The organism is Streptomyces sp. NPDC052040 (assembly GCF_044548405.1).
In the GTDB taxonomy this organism is placed as follows: Bacteria; Actinomycetota; Actinomycetes; order Streptomycetales; family Streptomycetaceae; genus Streptomyces.
Genome location: NZ_JBIUBV010000002.1, coordinates 517987 through 535265, shown reverse-complemented (window position 1 = coordinate 535265; position 17279 = coordinate 517987). Strand labels below are relative to the sequence as shown.

General features: G+C 74.6%; 11 protein-coding genes and 1 pseudogene. 10 read left to right on the top strand and 2 right to left on the bottom strand.

What is annotated here, in order from left to right; all coding sequences use genetic code 11:
• Positions 1–590: 590 nt before the first annotated feature.
• Entirely contained in the window at positions 591–3557 is a 2967-nt protein-coding gene (locus ACIHAA_RS08430) for a beta-galactosidase (protein ID WP_399814485.1), read from the top strand.
• Positions 3558–3640: 83 nt separating this feature from the next.
• Here the strand turns inward: ACIHAA_RS08430 and ACIHAA_RS08425 are convergent, their stop codons facing one another.
• Together ACIHAA_RS08425 and ACIHAA_RS08420 are read right to left on the bottom strand one after the other, a co-directional pair.
• Positions 3641–4882 (bottom strand): PucR family transcriptional regulator, encoded by a 1242-nt coding sequence (locus ACIHAA_RS08425; protein WP_399814484.1) that lies wholly within the window; start codon positions 4880–4882, stop codon positions 3641–3643.
• A 3-nt stretch (positions 4883–4885) separates the two neighbouring features.
• Positions 4886–5158, bottom strand: a complete 273-nt coding sequence (locus tag ACIHAA_RS08420; protein WP_399814546.1) for a hypothetical protein — start codon at positions 5156–5158, stop codon at positions 4886–4888.
• Positions 5159–5382: 224 nt separating this feature from the next.
• On the opposite strand from ACIHAA_RS08420, the gene ACIHAA_RS08415 reads away from it, so the two are divergent.
• The 9 genes and pseudogenes from ACIHAA_RS08415 to ACIHAA_RS08375 all read left to right on the top strand — a co-directional run bounded on the left by ACIHAA_RS08415 (position 5383) and on the right by ACIHAA_RS08375 (position 17213).
• A complete protein-coding gene (locus tag ACIHAA_RS08415) occupies positions 5383–6369 on the top strand; it encodes a DUF3068 domain-containing protein (RefSeq protein WP_399814482.1) in 987 nt (328 codons plus the stop codon).
• A gap of 419 nt (positions 6370–6788) precedes the next feature.
• Complete coding sequence (locus ACIHAA_RS08410) at positions 6789–7976, top strand: glycosyltransferase family 4 protein (RefSeq protein WP_399814480.1); 1188 nt, start codon at positions 6789–6791, stop codon at positions 7974–7976.
• Positions 7977–8134: 158 nt separating this feature from the next.
• Positions 8135–8899 (top strand): class I SAM-dependent methyltransferase, encoded by a 765-nt coding sequence (locus ACIHAA_RS08405; RefSeq protein ID WP_399814543.1) that lies wholly within the window; start codon positions 8135–8137, stop codon positions 8897–8899.
• Positions 8896–13269, top strand: a complete 4374-nt coding sequence (locus ACIHAA_RS08400; RefSeq protein ID WP_399814478.1) for an alpha-(1->3)-arabinofuranosyltransferase family protein — start codon at positions 8896–8898, stop codon at positions 13267–13269. The genes ACIHAA_RS08405 and ACIHAA_RS08400 overlap by 4 nt, the downstream gene beginning before the upstream one ends.
• A complete protein-coding gene (locus ACIHAA_RS08395) occupies positions 13266–14564 on the top strand; it encodes a condensation protein (RefSeq protein ID WP_399814476.1) in 1299 nt (432 codons plus the stop codon). The genes ACIHAA_RS08400 and ACIHAA_RS08395 overlap by 4 nt, the downstream gene beginning before the upstream one ends.
• Positions 14561–15292, top strand: a complete 732-nt coding sequence (locus tag ACIHAA_RS08390) for a class I SAM-dependent methyltransferase (RefSeq protein WP_399814474.1) — start codon at positions 14561–14563, stop codon at positions 15290–15292. The genes ACIHAA_RS08395 and ACIHAA_RS08390 overlap by 4 nt, the downstream gene beginning before the upstream one ends.
• Before the next feature lie 15 nt (positions 15293–15307).
• A pseudogene (locus ACIHAA_RS08385) lies at positions 15308–16211 on the top strand (hypothetical protein); the annotation flags it as partial.
• Entirely contained in the window at positions 16210–16428 is a 219-nt protein-coding gene (locus ACIHAA_RS08380) for a Trm112 family protein (protein WP_399814472.1), read from the top strand. The pseudogene ACIHAA_RS08385 and the gene ACIHAA_RS08380, both read left to right, overlap by 2 nt.
• A complete protein-coding gene (locus ACIHAA_RS08375) occupies positions 16425–17213 on the top strand; it encodes an FkbM family methyltransferase (protein ID WP_399814470.1) in 789 nt (262 codons plus the stop codon). Before ACIHAA_RS08380 ends, ACIHAA_RS08375 begins: the two co-directional genes overlap by 4 nt.
• Positions 17214–17279 lie beyond the last annotated feature (66 nt).

The window sequence follows — 17279 nt, the reverse complement described above, 5'->3', positions numbered from 1 at the left end:
CAGCCCAGACATATACGTCCGCATCGGCGGCGGCCTCCGACTGCGCAGGAAGCGTGGCACCAGGGGCGACGACGGTCCCGCCGGCGGCCACCCGCCCGCCGCGAACCCTGATGCACTGGCGCTGGGTTCGGGCGTTGAGAGAGCCGACAGACCAGGCAAGTGCCGCCGCGCTCAAGACGGCGCCGACCAGGGAGACTACCCAGCTAGGGTGCGGGGGCGCCCTCACACCACGCCGCTCTCCAGTGCCAGTCGGACCGCCGTGGTGATGCCGCCGGTCCGGGGTTCGCCGGGGCCGGGCAGGACGGTGTCCGCGTCGAGGGTGCCGAGTCGGCGCAGCGACTCCTGCTGCGCCGCCTGCTGGACGGCACCCCCGGCGGAGAGGCCCTCGCCGCGCGCTTCCCCTGAGGTGTGCGCGTGCCCCTACGGGTTCTCCCGGCCGCGAACTCCGCCACCCGGAACTCGTACTGACGGATGATCAGATCTGGTGCCGCCCTTACCGCGTAATCCTCCCGCGCCGGGATCCTCATAACGCCGTTGCCGGGTCCGGTCCGTGCACAATGGCCGCATCCGCGCGCGTCGAGGAGGCCGCCTTGGGGTTGAGCAGACGTACCTTCGGCGCCTTGGCGGGCAGCACGGCGCTCGGGCTCACGCTCGGCGGCAGTGGTGAGCCGTCCGCCGCCGCGGCCTCCGCGCCGACCGGGCCGCCGCCCAAGGCCCCGGCCGCGGACGGCCGGACGCACACGGTGGGATTCGACCGGTACTCGATGCTCGTGGACGGCCGACGGGTCGTGCTGTGGTCGGGCGAGATGCATCCGTTCCGGCTGCCGAGCCCGTCCCTGTGGCGGGACGTGCTGCACAAGCTCCGCGCCCACGGCTACAACACGGTCAGCGTCTACGTCTCCTGGAACTACCACTCCCCGGCCCCGGGTTCCTACGACTTCACCGGCGTACGCGATCTGGACCTGTTTCTGCGTACGGCCGCCGAGACGGGCCTCTATGTGACCCTGCGCCCGGGCCCGTACATCAACGCCGAGGTCGACGCGGGCGGTTTCCCCGGCTGGCTGACCGCCACCCCGGGCACGGCCCGCACCGCCGACCCGGACTATCTGCGCCACGCGGACGAGTGGCTGACCGCCGTGAACCGGATCGCGGTACGGCATCTGTACACCCGGGGCACCGGCACCGTCGTCCTCTACCAGTTGGAGAACGAGTACGCCGACCATGTCACCGAGCCCACCGGCCGTGCCTACATGGCCCATCTCTACCGCAAGGTCCGCGCGGACGGCATCGATGTGCCGCTGTTCCACAACGACAAGGGCAGGAACGGCCACTGGACGCCCGGCAGCTTCGACACGGGCGGTGAGCGCGGCCGCTGGCTGTACGGCTTCGACGGCTATCCGTCGCCCTTCGGCACCCCGCCGGACTGGGGGCACTACGGTCCCGGCGGACCCAGGGGCGGTTCCACGGCGAGTCCCGGAACCCCCGGTCTGATCGCCGAGTTCGGGGGCGGCTGGTTCGATCCCTGGGGCGGTGCCGAGTTCGGCGGGAAGGGCTACGCCGAGTCGCGCCGCACCCGGGACGCGGCGTACGAGCGGCGCTTCTACCTCACCAACCTCGCCAACGGCATCACCGTCCACAACGTCTACATGACCTTCGGCGGCACCTCCTGGGGCTGGCTGCCCGCGCCGGTGGTCTACACGTCGTACGACTACGGCGCCGCCATCGACGAGGCCCGGCAGCCGACCGCCAAGCTCGTCCCGATGCACCAGATCGGTCATCTGCTGCACAGCTTCCCCGATCTGGCCAAGCTGGACCGGGCGCCGGACATCGACGCCGGGGCACCGGACGTCAAGGCCTACCACCTGGTCAACCCCGACACCGGGGCACACATCCAGGTGCTGCGCAACGACGGGTCCGCCGACACTGTGGCTGCCGTGCCGCTCGCCGGGGCCACCGTGTCCGTGCCGCTGCCCGCCCGGGACGCCCGGCTGCTGGCCGCCGGGATCTCCCTCGGCCACTGGACGCTGCGCCACTCCACCGCACAGCCCATGCTGCGGCTGGCCGCCGGGCGCCAGGACATCGCCGTGTTCACGGGCCGCACGGACGAGCTGACGGAAACCGCCCTGGAGTGCCCGCACCAGCCCGCCGTCACCGTGCTGGAGGGGACGGCCGACTGCACCCACCGCGACGGCGCCCTGTATGTCCGCGCCCGGCTCGGCAGTCTCACCAGGATCTCGGTGCACGGCGGAGGCCCCGCTGCCCCCCTGCTTCTGCTGCTCGCCGACGACGCGGCCTCCCAGCGGCTGTGGCACCGCCCCACCCCCTCCGGGCCGGTCCTGGTCCATGGGCCCGCGCTGCTGCGCACCGCCGAGCTGCGCGGCGCCACCGCCGAGCTGACCGGCGACACGGTCGGGGAGGCGGACCTTGAGGTGTGGGCGCCGCGCGGGGTGACCGAGGCCGCCTGGAACGGCACCCGGCTGCGGATGGGCCCCACCCGCTCCGGCAGCCTGCGCGCCGAGGGGCGGCTGCCCGGCGCCGGAGCCGTGGAACTGCCCGCGCTGACGGGATGGCGCCGCAGCGCCGAGAACCCCGAGTCCGCCGCGGACTTCGACGACTCGGCCTGGCGCACCGCCGAGCTGACCGCGTCCGCCGCCACAACCCCGGTGCCCGCCGGAAGCCCCGTCCTCTTCGCCGACGACTACGGCTTCCACTACGGGGACGTCTGGTACCGGGGCCGCTTCGAGAGCGCGGGCGGCGCCGGGTCGGTGTCGCTCTCCTATGTGACCGGCACCCAGGGCCTGTTGATGGCCTGGCTGGACGGCAGGCCGCTGGGCACCCACCGGATGCCGGTCCCGGACCGGGGTACCGTCCGCCGGGCGACCTGGACGGCGACGGCGGAGTTCCCGCTCCCGTCCGCGGCGGGCAGCGGCGGGCATGTGCTCTCCGTACTCGTCCGCCGTATGCAGCACGACCAGGACGGCCGGGCGGACGACACCCACAAGGCGGGCCGGGGGCTGGTCCAGGTCTCCTTCAACGGGGCTTCCCCGGCGGTGCGTTGGCGGATCCAGGGGGAGGCGGCGCCCGATCCGGTGCGCGGGCCGCTCAACAACGGCGGTCTGTACGGCGAGCGCAACGGCTGGCATCTGCCCGGCTTCCCCGACCAGGACTGGCGGCCCGCGCGCTTCCCGCGCGCCGAGCGGCGGCAGGGCGTGGTCTGGTACCGGACCGGTTTCCGGCTGGCGGTCGACCCGGCCACCGACGCCTCGATCGGGCTGACCCTCACCGACGAACCGTCCCGCGCCTACCGGGTGCAGATCTTCCTCAACGGCTGGAACATGGGCCAGTACATCAACGACGTGGGCCCCCAGCACACGTTCGTCCTCCCCAACGGCCTGCTGCGCACCCGCGGCGACAACACCCTCGCCCTCGCCGTTCTGTCCGACGGGACCACCGACTCCGGCCCGGGAGTGGTCGAATTGACGCTCCTCGGGCGGGCGCTCGGCGGGGTGCCGGTCACCCGGGTGGAGTCGCCGGGGCCGACCTCCCCTCGCACCTGACGCCGGGCCCGGCCACCGGGCCACCGCGATCCCGGCGCTCATGCCGCCGTTCCGCCGCGGTCCCGGCGCTCATGACCGCCGGGTCAGCGGTGCGCTCCCGGGTCGCCCAGTTGCCCTCTCAGGCGCCGGGCGCGCAGGACCAGTTCCAGTTCGAAGCGGCGGTCCGGGTCGTCGATCTCGTCGCCCCACAGTTCACGGATCTGCCGCAGCCGGTAGCGGACGGTCTGCGGGTGGACGCCCAGCCGCGCGGCCACCTCGGGTGCCCCGCCCCGGGTCTCCAGCCAGGCGAGCAGCGTCTCCGCGAGCCGTCGCGCATGGCTCGGCCCGCACTGCGCCAGCGGGGCCAGGCAGCGCAGCGTCAGATCGTCGATCAGCTCCTCGGGCTGGAGCAGGACGAGCGCCTCCGTGTGCTCGGTGCAGTGCAGCACCTCCCCGCCCGGCAGCAGCCCCCGCTCCATCAGCCGCACCGCCGCCTCGGCCCAGCGCAGCGACTTCGCCGCGTCGGTGAGCGGCACCGGCGGCCCGATCGCCCCGGTCCAGCCGCCGAGCGCCCGGTGCAGCAGCTCCGGGCGGCCCGCGGCGTCCGGCTCGGGCACCACCATGCGCGGCCGCTCATAGTCCATGTCGAGCAGGACGCCCTGGCCGACCGCCGGTGCGACGGACTCCCGGGCCGGGCGCAGCAGCACCCCCACGGCGACCTTCTCCGGCAGCGGCCAGCCGACCCGCGCCGCCCGCTCGGCGAGCGCGTCGGCGCGGTCGCCGCGGTGGTGCTCGGACAGCAGCAGCTCCATCAGCCGCCGCTGGAGCCTGAGGCGCTCGCCCGCCCGGCGCGCCGCCGCCTCGGCATAGCCGCGCACCGACTGGTCCACCAGACCGTCCAGATACTCGTATCCGGCGTCGACCAGTTCGTACATCGCCGGGGGCGGGATGTCGACCCGCTGCCCGATCTCGGCGAAGCGGCGCCAGGCGAGACGGACGCCGAGCCGGTAGATCGCCTGGAGCGCGTCGAGGCTGCGGCCCTCCAGGCCCTCGCCGCGCCCGAACTCCTGGAAGACCTCCGGGTGCACGCGGGGGCGTCCCTCCGCGGACTCCAGATGCTGTACGAAGACCTCGATGGCGCGCCGGATCCCGACCAGCGCCATGGGTTCGCCCGAGTCGTCGAGCACCACCGGCAGATGCGGGTACTCCTGCCGGATCTGCCGCAGGATCTCCTGAGCGAGCGCGGGCGCCTCGGCCATCGCCAGCGCCGTGAACCGCCGCACCTGGGGGCGGGGCACCGCGTGCCAGGCCGAGCGGACCGCGACGGTTCCCGGGCGGGCGGTCACGGATCAGCGCTCCCGGCCGGTGCTCGGGTCAGTGCTCGGGGCGGTGCTCGGGGCGGTGCTCGGGTCAGTGCTCCGGCGGGTGTTCGGTCCGGTGCTCTGACCGGTGCTCGGTCCGGCGTTCTGGCCCGTGCTCTGGCCGGTGTTCTGGTAGGTGATCAGGGGGGTGTTCGGCTGGGCGGGCGTGGCGTCGAGGAGTGCGACGAGGCCGAGTGCGGCGCCCACGGCGAGCGCGGCGGCGACAGCCATGGTGACAACGGCGGCTGGGAGTCTGGACATCGCAGGGCAAGCCTCTCTGTCGAGGTCGTCCCCCACCCCGGTGCGCGGCACGGCACCTGCCCGGTCGGCCCCGTATCCACAAGTACACAGTCTCCACAGGCAATTGACAGAACGTCAAGAGGCGCCTACGGTTCCCCGCCCAGACCGCACGCGCACTTGTCCCTGGCCGCGGGCCGCCCGTACGGCCGGCGGCCCGGGCCGCCTCACCCCCCTGGAGTGCCCGGATGCGCCGTAGAGTCCGCCCCTTCTCCCTGGCCCTGCTGGGCGTCGGCACCTTTCTGCTGGTGCTGGCCCCGCTGCTCGCGTGGTACGTGGCACCACGGGCCGCCCTCAATCCGATCGACATCGACACCACCGCCGTCTACGTCGGCACCGGCAGCGTCTTCGACACCGGCCAGGTGCGGAGCGTCCCCGGCCAGCGGATCACCGTGACCCAGCGGGTGCGCGGCGATGTCGCCGACAGCGAGCGCAGCGGGGCCGCGGTGTGGGACGTGACCACCACGGTCGACGCCGGACCGGCCCGGCCCGCCGCCGACCCGCACACCGCCCTGGAGTTCCTGCCCGCCCGCTGGGTCACCGACCGCAGGACCAACGAGCCGGTGCACTGCTGCCGGGAGACCCCCGCCTTCCAGGGGGACGCGTATCTGAAGTTCCCCTTCGACGTGGGCCGGCACTCCTACCAGTGGTGGGACGACTCCCTGGGCTCCACCGTGACGCTGCACTACGCGGGCACCCGGAAGATCCAGGGCTACACCGGCTACCGCTTCACCGGCACGGTCGCCCCGGCCAGGGTGGGCACCCGGCTGGTGCCCGGAGCCCTGGTCGGCCGTCCCGGCGCGAGCCAGGTGCTGGCCGAGGAGTGGTACTCCAACCACGGCGTCGAACTGGTCGTGGACCAGCGCACCGGCCGGGTGCTCTACGCGCAGGTCGGCCCCCGCCGTACGCTGCGCGCCCCCGGTTCGGCCAAGGACGCGGTGGTGCTGCTGGACAGCCGGAAGGTCGCCTTCGACACGGCCACCCAGCGGGACCAGGTCCGGCTGGCCCGCCGGGAGAGCGGTCAGCTGCGGCTGCTGGCGGAGGTGCTGCCGGTCACCGCGGCCGCGGGCGGGTTCGTGCTCGCGGTGGCGGGCGGAGTGCTGCTGGTACGGGAGCGACGGGAGGGACGCGATCCCGGAACACCCGGTATGTCCGGTGCCACCGCCACATTGTGATGAGGCGTCAGCTGGAAAAGGCGCCGAAATTGTCACTCCGGTGAGTAGCCCCCGGCGGACCCCCGGGCGAAAACTGTCCTCCCCCACCACCCGAACACACCCTGCCCGCACCGCACCTTTCCCATCCAACTCAGGTATTCCACACATCACTTGAGCCGCCGCACCACGCACACCGCATGAGCCGCCCGGCCCCGGACGCCCGTACGACCGACCACCGTCCGCGGCGCACCACCCGCCCGCACCGCCACCAGCCGCCCACACCGTCCTCCTCATCGCACCGCCCACCTGCCCGACCCCGCGTCCCGCATCCCGCTCCGGCGCCCCGCACCGTGCGCCGGGCGCGGCCGCACTCGCGGGCGGGTGGGGATCCGCACCGCCCCCACGCCGAAATCCGCACCCCGAGACGAGTTGGAGCACCCATGCCCCAGCACGTACCGTCCCCGCTGCGTGCCGCCCTCCCGCGCGCCGCGCAGCACCCTTCGGTGCGCTCCCCGTATCCGCGCCGCATCGTCTTCCTCGCCCGACGCGATCTCGGCAACCCGGCGGCGGGCGGCTCCGAGCTGCTGGTGGACCGGCTCGCCGACGGACTCACCCGCCTGGGCCACCAGGTCACCCTGCTGTGCGGCGGTCCCGCCTCCCCCGCCGCCGACCACGCCCGGGCCGGGGGCAGCCCCCGGCGCGACTACCGGGTGGTCTCGGCGGGCGGCGATCTGGGCCACTATCTGCGGGCCCGGCCCGCCCTGCACCGCCGGATCGGCGACTGCGACCTGCTGGTCGAGGTCTGCAACGGCATGCCCTATCTCGCCCCGCTGTGGCACTCCGGCCCCACCCTCTGCCTGGTCAACCATGTCCACACGGACCTGTGGCGGATGCGGTTCGGGGGGCCGCTGGCACCCGCCGCGCGGATCGGCCGGCGGCTGGAGCACTGGGCTCTGGCGGGCACCCGGCACCAGGGGCTGCTGGTGGCGGTCTCCCCGTCGACGGCGCAGGCGCTGCACACGCTCGGCGTCGACCGCGAGCGGATCCGGATCGTGCACAACGGTGTCGAGGAACCGGGGCCGCTGATGGCGAAGTCCCCCGAGCCGCTGTTCGTGGCGATGGGGCGGCTGGTCGAGTACAAGCGGATCGATCTGCTGCTGCGGCTGTGGGAGCGGGTGCGTCCGGTCACCGGCGGCCGCCTGGTGATCTGCGGCGACGGGCCCGAGCGGGAGCGGCTGGAGCGGCTCGCCGGACCGGGTGTGGAGTTCACCGGCCATGTCGCCGAGGCCGAGAAGCACCGGCTGCTGTGCGCCGCCTGGCTGCTGCTGCACCCCTCCGCGGTGGAGGGCTGGGGTCTGGTGGTGACGGAGGCGGCGGTGCGCCGGACCCCGGCGGTCGCCTTCGACGTGCCCGGACTCAGGGACTCCGTCGCGGACGGGGAGACCGGGGTGCTGGCGCGCGGGGAGTCGTCCTTCGCCGCCGCCTGGTGCGCCCTCGCGCTCGGCCACGACCGCCGCCGGGTCATGGGCGGGGCGGCCCGCGCGCAGGCGGAGCGGTACCGCTGGCACCGTACGGTGCAGCGGTTCCGGGCGGTCGCGGCGGAGGCGGTCCGGAGCTGGGCACCGTGACCGCGCCGAACGGCCCGGGCCAGGGGCCGCCCCGCCCCGGTCCCGACACCGGAACCACGCCCCGACCCGGCCCCGACACCGACACCGGTTCCGGTGCCGGGACCGGCGTCGGTCCCGGCACCGGAACCGGCACCGGCAGCACGCCGCGCCCCAACGCCATGCACTCCAACTCCCGTCCCACAGAACCCCGTTCCACCCCCAAGGACCCCTCGCTACGCCGTTCCCTGGCCCTCTTCCGTGCCTTCCGGCGGGAGCAGCAGGATCCGGACGGCTGCTACTCGCTCCTCGCCCGGGACGCCGCCGACCAGGTGGAGGCCTACGGCGGCCCGGTGCGCGGGCGCACGGTGGCGGATGTGGGCGGCGGCGGGGGCTGGTTCACCGAGGAGTTCCGGCGGCGCGGCGCGCACGCGTATCTCTTCGAGCCGGACGCCGGGGAGCTGGGACCGAAGCCGCCCGCCGGGGCGGTGATCGCCGACGGCTATCTGCTGCCGCTGGCCGACGGGTCGGCCGATGTCGTCTTCTCATCCAATGTCCTCGAACACATAGCCGATCCGGAGACCTTCCTCAGCGAACTGGTGCGGGTGGCCCGGCCCGGCGGACTGATCTATGTGTCGTTCACCAACTGGCTGTCCCCCTGGGGCGGTCATGAGTGGGCGCCCTGGCACTACCTGGGCGCCGAGCGGGCCCGCGCCCGCTACCGGCGCCGTACCGGCAAGCCCCCCAAGCACGCCCTCGGCGAGAACCTCTTCGCCGTGCACATCGGCCCCACCCTGCACCAGGTGCGTGCCCGCGAGGACGTCGAGGTCGTCGCGGCACGCTCCCGCTACTGGCCGTTCCTCGCGTCCGCGGTCGTCAGGGTGCCGGGGCTGCGCGAGTTCGCCACCTGGAACCTCCTCCTCATCCTCCGGCGGTGTGCCCCATGACGACCACGGTCCAGGCTCCTCCCCCGGCAGCCGCCCGCCCCGCCGCGGGGAGCGCGGACCCGCCGGAGGGGCCCCGCTCACGGCGCTGGCTGCTGGGCTTCTGGGCCGTGGTGTTCGTGCTGTTCCTGGCCGTGCACCCGGGCCGGCAGACCTTCGACACCAAGCTGGGGGTCACCGTCGACCCCTGGCAGTTCCTGTCCGACCTCGGCCGGTTGTGGCACGACCGGGGCGGTTTCGGGGGCATCCAGGACCAGTACGCGGGCTATCTGTGGCCGATGCTGCCGTACTACGCGCTGGCGAAGCTGGTCCAGCTGCCGGTGTGGCTCGCCGAGCGGCTGTGGATGTCGCTGATCGTGTCGGTCGCCTTCTGGGGCGCCCTGCGGCTGGCGGAACGGCTGACCGTGGGGAGCCGCGCCTCCCGGCTGCTCGGCGCGGCGGCGTACGCGCTGTGGCCGGTGTTCACCACGGTGATCGGCTCCACCTCGGCCGCCGCGCTGCCCGGCGCCTTCCTCCCCTGGGTGCTGCTGCCGCTGGCGGACCGGCGCCAGAGTGCCCGGACCGCCGCCTTCCGCTCGGCGCTCGCCGTGCCGTTCATGGGCGGGGTCAACGCGGTCTCCACCCTGGCGTCCCTGCTGCCCGCCGCCCTCTTTCTGCTGAGCCGACCGCGTGAGCCCCGGCGCCGGGCGCTGACCGGCTGGTGGGTGCTCGGCGTGGTCCTGGCGACGGCCTGGTGGGTGGTCCCGCTGCTGCTGCTCGGCGCCTACGGGGTGAACTTCCTGCCGTACGTGGAGAACGCGACGACCACCACGTCCACCATGTCGGCGACGGAGTCCCTGCGCGGCGCCGGGAACTGGGTGGGCTATCTGCACTTCGGCGAGGCCTGGATCCCGGCCGGGTGGGCGGTGGCGTCCTCCGTCCTGGTGATCGTCTGCTCGGCGCTCGCGGCGGGGCTGGGCCTCGCGGGCCTGGCTCGGCGGGACCTCCCGGAGCGGCGCTGGCTGGTGCTGACCGTGCTGGTGGCCGCGGCCGTCACCCTGGCCGGGTACGGGGGCGCGTTCGGCGCGCCCTTCCACGGCGTCGTACGGGACTGGCTGGACGGCCCGCTGTCCCCCTTCCGCAATGTCTACAAGTTCCAGACGGGCACCGCGCTCGCGCTGGCGCTCGGGCTGGCCCATCTCGTGGGCGTGGCCGCCGATCCCCGCGGGGCCCGGCCGGTCCGGGGCCGCCGGTTCGCCCCGCTCATCGCCGCGGTCCTCGTCCTCCCCGGCCTCGCCTGGCCGTATCTCAACGGCTCGATCCTCCAGCCCGGCTCCTTCCGGCAGCTCCCGGCGTACTGGCAGACCACCGCCGACTGGCTGAAGCAGCACTCCCCCGACTCCCGCGCCCTGGTGGTCCCGGCGACCGCGCACGGCCTCTACAGCTGGGGTTCCCCCGTGGACGAGCCCCTCGACGTGCTCGCCGAATCCCCCTGGGCCGAGCGGGACTTCGTGCCCTTCGGCAACCCCGGCAACCGGCGCGCGATGGACGCGGTCGAACAGGCCCTGATGACGGGCGGTGACATCCCGGGGCTCGCCGACTATCTGAGCCGCTCCGGCCTCTACTACGTGGTGGTGCGCAACGACCTCGACCCGGACCAGATCGGCTATGTCCCCACCGCCACCGTGAAACGCGCCCTGGAGCAGTCCGGCTACCGGCGGGTGACCGGCTTCGGCCCCCAGACCACCGGCGGCCGGATCGCCCACCACACCCCGTTGCAGGTCGAGGGACTCTATCCGCGCAGCCGGGCCGTGGAGATCTACGCGCCGGTGAGCGCCCAGGTGACCCGGCCGGGACAGGCGCGGCTGCTGCCCGCCGACGCCACCGCCGTCGTCTCCGGGGGCCCGGAGGCGCTGCTGCCGCTGGCCGCCGACCCGGCCCTGCGGGGACGCCCCGCCGTCCTCACCGGTGACGGCACCCCGGGCCTGGGGACCCCGCCGGTGCAGGTGGTGGGCGACGGGCTGCGCCGGGCCGACACCCGCTTCGGGCTGGTCGACGCCAACACCTCGTACACCTACACCCGCGACGGGAAGAACGCCCCGGACGCCGTGCAGGACCCCGGCCGGGCGCCGCACCAGATCCTGCCGGTGACGGGCCTGGACCACCAGACGGTCGCGGAGCTGCGCGGCGCCCGCTCGGTGACCGCGTCCTCCAGCGGGAACTGGCTGTTCCAGCTCCCGCAGTACGACCCGGTGAACGCCTTCGACGGCAACCCGGACACCGCCTGGGCGGAGGGCGCCCCCGGCTCGGCGAACGGGCAGTGGCTGCGGATCGGCTTCACCAAGTCGGTGGACCTGCCGTCGTCGTTGACGGTGCGGCCGCTGCCGCAGGACGGGGTGCGTGCGGCGGCGACCCGGATCCGGGTGGAGACCGCCAAGGGCTCGGTGAGCAGCTTCCTGCACCCCGACGGCACGGAGCAGACGGTCAGGGCGCCCGCGGGCGAGACGGGTTGGCTGCGGATCACCATCCTGGACTCGGTGCGGCAGCGGACCGGTCTGACCGGGGCGGGCTTCTCGGAGGTCCGGATCCCGGGCGTCCGGGTGACCCGAAGCCTGAGGCTGCCGACCGACGCGGACACGGCCGACGCGGGCGCCGAGATCGTCTCCCTGCACCGCGCCGCCGACCCCACCGGACTCTCCGCCACGGGCACCGAGTCCGGACTGCACCGCATCTTCACGGCCTCGGCGGCGGGACCCTACGGGATGGCCGCGAGCGCGACTGCGCTGCCCGGTGAGGCCCTGGACCGGCTGCTGTACCGGGTGGCGCCCGGGCAGCAGAGCCGTATCACCGCGACCGCCGACTCCACGGCACCGCTGGGCGCCGGCCTGTCGGCCCGCAATCTCACCGACGGCGACCTGACCACCGCGTGGATCGCCGGGGACAAGCCGGTCATCCACCTCTCCTGGCCGGGCAAACAGCCGGTCGCCTCGCTCGTCCTGGCCCCCGCGGGCGGTCTGTCGAGCCGTCCGACCAAGGTGGAGATCAGCTCCCCCGACGGCGCGACCGTCGCGGGCGTGGACGAGAACGGCTGGGTCCGCTTCGATCCGATCACCACCGACCGGCTGGACATCACGGTCGTGGAGACGGCCCCGGTGACCCTCCACAACCCGGTGGCGGGCGGCGATCTGCGCCTGCCGGTGGGCCTCACGGAGGCGTATGTCCCCGCGCTGGCGCAGTACCGCACCCCCCAGCCGCCCGCCGCGCAGACCTTCTCGCTGCCGTGCGGACAGGGCCCGGCCGTGACGATCGACGGACAGCCCTACGAGACGGGCGTCAAGGGCACGGTGGGGGACCTGGCGAACCGGCGGCCGGTGACCCTGACGCTCTGTCAGCAGCACCGCGCCGACGCCTCCCTGGAACTGTCCACCGGTGCGCACCGATTGGACTCGGACGACACCGGGGCGCTCGCGGTGACGGATGTGACGCTGACCCGGGGGACGCTCGCGGAACCGGAGGCCGACGGCCGCGATCTGCGGGTCACCGACTGGCAGGGCGACCGCCGCGCGGTACGGGTCGGCTCCGGCACGGCCTCGTATCTGACGACGTACGAGAACTACAACAAGGGCTGGAAGGCCACCCTGAACGGCAGGAAACTCACCCCGGTTCGGCTGGACGGCTGGCAGCAGGGCTGGCGGATCCCGGCCGGGGCGGGCGGCACGGTGACCCTGTCGTACGGGCCGACGACGGCCTACCGGGCCGGGCTGATCGGCGGTGGGGCGGCCGTGGCGGTGCTGGTGTTCCTCGCGCTGGGGCGCCGCCGTCCGGCGTCCCCGGAGGGACCCCCGGTGGTGCCGCCGGACGCCGGAATCTGGCTCGGCGCCGTGGTCCCGACCGTGGTGGGCATCGTGATCGCCGGGCCCCTCGCCCTGCTGGTCCCCCTGCTCGCCCTGCTGGCCCGGCGGCGGCACACCCTGCTGGTCCCGCTGGCGTTCCTGGCCCTCGCGGGAGCGGGCATCGCGGCGGCGACGGGAGCGGGGTCGCCTCCGGGGTCCGGGCGGGGTGCGTTCGGCCCGGTGGCCCAACTGTTCGCGCTGGTCGGGCTGTTCGCGGGACTGGTGGGCGTACGGGAGTCGGCTGCCCCGGAGGAGGAGAGGGAGCGCGAACCCGCGGAACCACCGGCACCGCGGTCACTTACGTCGCCTACGTCACCGACGTCACCGACCCGGCGCTTCCCCTCCCGTGCACCGAAGCAGACGGGGCAGGCGGGACAGCCGGGGCACCCCGAGCAAGCGGAGCACCCCGAGCACCCGGGTCCGCCGACGGAACCCCCCGCACCCTCCACATCCCCGAAACCCCCCAGCGAGCCCGCCCCCCGCAAGGAGGAAGGCGCATGACCGCGCTGGAGCACCGCGCCGGGGGCCCCGTGCGGCGAACCGGGCGTATCCCCTTCCCCGTGGTGGACGAGGTCGCCCGGCACTGCCTCCAGGAGGCGGAGCCGGAGACGATCCATGTCGAGGTCCATCTGCCGGGCCGCCCCGAACCGGCCCGGCTGCGCGAGGCGTTCACCGAGGCCCTGCGCCGCCACCCCCGCGTCCTGATGCGCGAGACCCCGGTCCCCTGGTACGGCCGCCGCTACGCCTGGGAACTCACCCGGGAGCCGCAGATCGAGACGGTGGCCTTCGCCCCGCCCGGCCCGGACGCGCTGCGGGAGGCGAGGACGCGGGCGCTGACCCAGGCACCCCCGCTGACCCTCTCCCCGCCGGTCCGCCTGGAGGTGGTGGCCGATTCCGCCGCGGGCGGCACGGTCCTCGTCCTGACCGTCCATCACACGGCCCTGGACGGCCCCGCCTGCCTGCGCATCCTGGCGACGGCCGCCGAGGTCTACGGGGGCCTGGACCACTCCCCCGCCGCACCGCCCGTACGCCCGTCCGAGGCGCTCCCGCTGCCCCCGGACACCCCCTCGGCCCGGACCCCGCCCGCCCGGGTGGCGCCCGGCAGTCCCGGCAGCGCCCCCGGCAACGGCCTGCTCGTCGCCGAACTCCCGCTGCCCCAGCGCCCGAAGGGCGCCCCCTTCACCGTCAACGACCAGCTGATGGTGGCCACCGCGCTGACCGTCGCCCGCTGGAACGGCGAACACGGCGCCCGCCCGCGCCCGGTGCGGATCACCATGCCCGTCGACGACCGCCCCCGGGACGCCACCATGCCCATAGGCAACGGCACCCGCCTGGTCGAAGTGCCCTTTGGACCCGCGGAGTTGACCGACACCGGACTGCCCGCACTGCTCCACCGCACCGCGCAGCGGACCCGCGCGCTCAAGTCGCTCCCCCGTCCACCGCTGGGTCACGGCGCCGCCCTGCTCACGGCCCCCGTCGTGCCCGTGGCCTGGCGCGCCGCCGCCACCCGCGCCCTGCGCCGGGCCGCGGCCCCCTGGACCTCGACCACCCTGCTCAGCAACATCGGCCGCATCCCCTATCCGATGGACTTCGGGGAGGGGGCGGGCCGCGCGCACGCCGTGTGGATCTCGGCCCCGGCCCGGATGCCCCGCGGCCTGACCTTCACCACCACCTCCACCGGGGGCCGCCTCCACCTCTGTCTGCGCTGGTCCCGCACCCTGCTCGGGGACGGCGACGGCGCCCGGCTGCGCGATCTCTTCGCGCACTGCCTGGACGCGACCGGGGAGGCCCCGTGACCACCACCGCTCCCCGCCGGGGACTGCGCGACTTCTACGAGGACCCGGCCGTCCCCGTCGCCTCCGGCGCACCCCGCGCCCTGCGCCAGGCACGGATGCTGGCGGCCGCGCTCGGCCCGGCCACCCGGGGCGCGCGGACCGTCCTGGACATCGGCTGCGGCGACGGCACCGCCGCCGCCACCGCCGCCCCCCTTCTCGCGGGCCACCGGATCGTCGGCGTCGACTGGTCCCAGGACGCGCTCCGCCGGGCCCGCACCCGGCTGCCGTACGCGGTGCGCGGCGAACTCACCGAAGGGGGGCTGCCGTTCCGTGCGGGCGCAGCCGACGCGGTGCTGTTCAGCGAGGTCGTCGAGCACCTCGTGGACCCGGACTCGGCGCTCGACGAGATCCGCCGGGTGCTGCGCCCCGGCGGCCATCTGATGCTGTCCACGCCGAACCTCGCCGCCTGGTACAACCGCGTGCTGCTGCTGGCGGGCGTGCAGCCGGTCTTCTCTGAGGTCAGCCTGCGCGCGATCCACGGCCGCCCCGGCCGGGAGGTCGTGGGCCATCTGCGGCTGGCCACCGCCCGCGCCCTGCGGGAGTTCGTCACCGCGTCCGGCTTCGAGGTCGTCGCCCTGCGGGGCGCGCCCTTCCACGGGGTGCCGCTTCCCCTGCGCCCGCTGGACCGGCTGGCCTGCGCGGTGCCCTCCGCGGCCTCCATCCTGCTGCTGCACGCCCGAAGGACGTAGCCCGTGTGGTGGGGAGTGGCCGCGGCCCTGCTGGCGAACGTGCTCTACAGCTCGGGTTTCGTCCTGGAGAAGAAGGCACTGGCCGCGCTGCCCGCCGTGGACTTCCGCCGTCCGGCCCGGCTGCTGCGGCTGGTGCTGGGCAGCCCGCTGTGGATCGGCGGGTCGCTGGCGCTGGCCGCCGGTTTCGGGGCGCAGCTCGCCGTCTACCGCACCCTGCCGATCGCCGCCGCCCAGGGCCTCTTCGTCTCCGGGCTGGTGCTGCTGGTGCTGCTGTCGGCGCGGCTGCTCGGCGAGCGGACCACCAGGCGGGAGCGGTACGCGCTCGGCGCCGTGCTGCTCGCCCTGCTGATGGTGGTGCTGTCCCTGCGGCAGGGCTCCGACACGGTGGCCCGCAGCGCCCCGTATCCGCTGGTCCTCACGGTCTGCCTGCCGACGCTGGCGCTGGGGGTGTGGCTGTACGGGTCCGCCGAGCGCCGTGCCCGCCGCGGGCACGGTCCGCCGACGGCCGGGGTCGAGTACGGCGTGGCGGTCGGTCTGCTCTACGGGGTCAGCTCCCTGGCCGTCAAGGGACTCGCGGGCTCGCCCACGGCCGGCGGCGCACGGCACGCCCTGCTCACGGTGCTGGGCTCCCCCTACCCGTATCTGCTGCTGTGCACCGGCGGCTTCGGTCTGGTGATGTCGCAGGCGGCGCTCCAGCGCTGCCGGGCCTCCCTGGTCGTTCCGGTGTGCACCACGGTGAGCTGCCTGTTCACCGCGGTGCTCGGCACGCTGACCTTCGGCGAACCGCTGCCCCACGACCCGCTCCGGCTCACCCTGCGCCTGGCGGGCACGGCCCTCGCGGTCGCGGTCCTGCTGGCGATGCCGAAGTACGACACCGCACCCCCTGCCCCCGCCGTGGACAAAGGAGTTGACGCCCGGTGAGCCCCGACGACCCGCTGCTGAAGATCCTCGCCTGCCCGCTGGACAAGGGGCCGCTGCACCTGCTCCTGGACGACGAGGCCCCCGAGGCGCTCTACAACCCGCGGCTGCACCGCCGCTACCCGATCACCGACGGGGTCCCCCAGCTGCTGCCCACCTCCGGTGAGCAGGTTGGCGAGGAGGAGCACGAGCGACTGCTGAAGCGGGTGGCCCGATGACGACGGCCGCCGCCCGGGTCGCCCGGCATCTGCCCGTCCGCACGGTCGCCGCCACCGCCCGGCTGCTGTATCCGCGCTTCGAACCGGAGCTGACCCGGCTCGCCGACCTGTGCCCCGAGGGCTGCCGGACGGCGGTCGACGTCGGCGGCTGGTACGGCCCCTGGACGCACCGCCTGGCCCGGCGGGCGGACCGGGTGGTGACGGTGGAACCGGTGCCGCATCTGGCCCGGCTGCTGTCCGCCACCGCCCCGGCGAACGTACGGGTCGTCCCGGCCGCGGCCTCCGACCACCAGGGCACCGCCGGGCTCTGGCTGCCGCCCGGCGACGAGGGCGACCGGGGCGTGTCCTCCCTGGTCCGCCGGGACATCCACGCCCGCTCCTTCGAGGTGCCCTGTGTCACCCTCGACGGCCTTGAGCTGCACGACGTCGGCTTTGTGAAGATCGACGTGGACGGCAACGAACCGGCCGTACTGCGCGGCGCCCGGGACATCCTGACCCGGGACCGCCCCGCCCTCTTCATCGAACTGGAGTCCCGAATCCAGCCGATCACCCCGGTCGTCGGCTTCCTGGCGGACCTCGGCTACGCGGGCTGGGTCCTGCCCGCGGACACCTGGCTGCCCCTGGACGTCCCCACCCTCGAAAAACACCAGGAGAGAACGTCCTACGTGGTCACCCACGGCCTGCTCCGCCGCGCCCTGCCCTTCCGCGGCCCGCGTTACGTCAACTCCGTCCTGTTCCTGCCGGACGGGCGGCGGCCCGGGGACCGGAGCCCGGCTGTACGGTGAAGCGAGGCCCCCGAGCGGGGCCCACCTTCCGCATCCGGGATCTCGGATCCCGGGATCCGAGACCGT

What these genes read in the sequence shown, in the direction of transcription:
- ACIHAA_RS08375 (WP_399814470.1), top strand. Translation starts at nt 16,425, where the DNA reads ATGACGACGGCCGCCGCCCGGGTCGCCCGGCATCTGCCCGTCCGCACG.
- ACIHAA_RS08405 (WP_399814543.1), top strand. Translation starts at nt 8,135, where the DNA reads ATGCACTCCAACTCCCGTCCCACAGAACCCCGTTCCACCCCCAAGGAC.
- ACIHAA_RS08400 (WP_399814478.1), top strand. Translation starts at nt 8,896, where the DNA reads ATGACGACCACGGTCCAGGCTCCTCCCCCGGCAGCCGCCCGCCCCGCC.
- ACIHAA_RS08420 (WP_399814546.1), bottom strand. Translation starts at nt 5,158, where the DNA reads ATGTCCAGACTCCCAGCCGCCGTTGTCACCATGGCTGTCGCCGCCGCG.
- ACIHAA_RS08410 (WP_399814480.1), top strand. Translation starts at nt 6,789, where the DNA reads ATGCCCCAGCACGTACCGTCCCCGCTGCGTGCCGCCCTCCCGCGCGCC.
- ACIHAA_RS08415 (WP_399814482.1), top strand. Translation starts at nt 5,383, where the DNA reads ATGCGCCGTAGAGTCCGCCCCTTCTCCCTGGCCCTGCTGGGCGTCGGC.
- ACIHAA_RS08395 (WP_399814476.1), top strand. Translation starts at nt 13,266, where the DNA reads ATGACCGCGCTGGAGCACCGCGCCGGGGGCCCCGTGCGGCGAACCGGG.